This window comes from Micrococcus sp. GbtcB5 (assembly GCF_019091605.1).
GTDB classification, from domain to species: Bacteria; Actinomycetota; Actinomycetes; order Actinomycetales; family Micrococcaceae; genus Micrococcus; species Micrococcus luteus.
On the sequence record NZ_JAGXJK010000441.1, the window covers coordinates 1 to 238 of the forward strand.

At 72.7% G+C, this 238-nt stretch carries 1 pseudogene; it reads left to right on the top strand.

The window, feature by feature from the left end:
• Nucleotides 1–25 precede the first annotated feature (25 nt).
• Nucleotides 26–238, top strand: a pseudogene (locus KVS67_RS13045) (HIT family protein); the annotation flags it as partial.

Consider the following 238-nt stretch of genomic DNA (forward strand, 5'->3'; position numbering starts at 1 on the left):
AGGACCACGACGAGGGGCCGGACCGGTGACCGCGCCCGCCCCGGTCTCCCACGCCCCGGAGGGCTACGTCTGCCCGTTCTGCGGGCTCGTGGCCGGCGACGTCTCCGACCCGGGCAACCGCTGCGAGCCCGGGGACACCGTCTACCAGGACGAGGACCTGATCGTGCTGATCGCCGTAGACGGGTTCGGCGACCACGAGGGCCACGCCATGGTCTGCCCGGCCGAGCACTACGAGAAC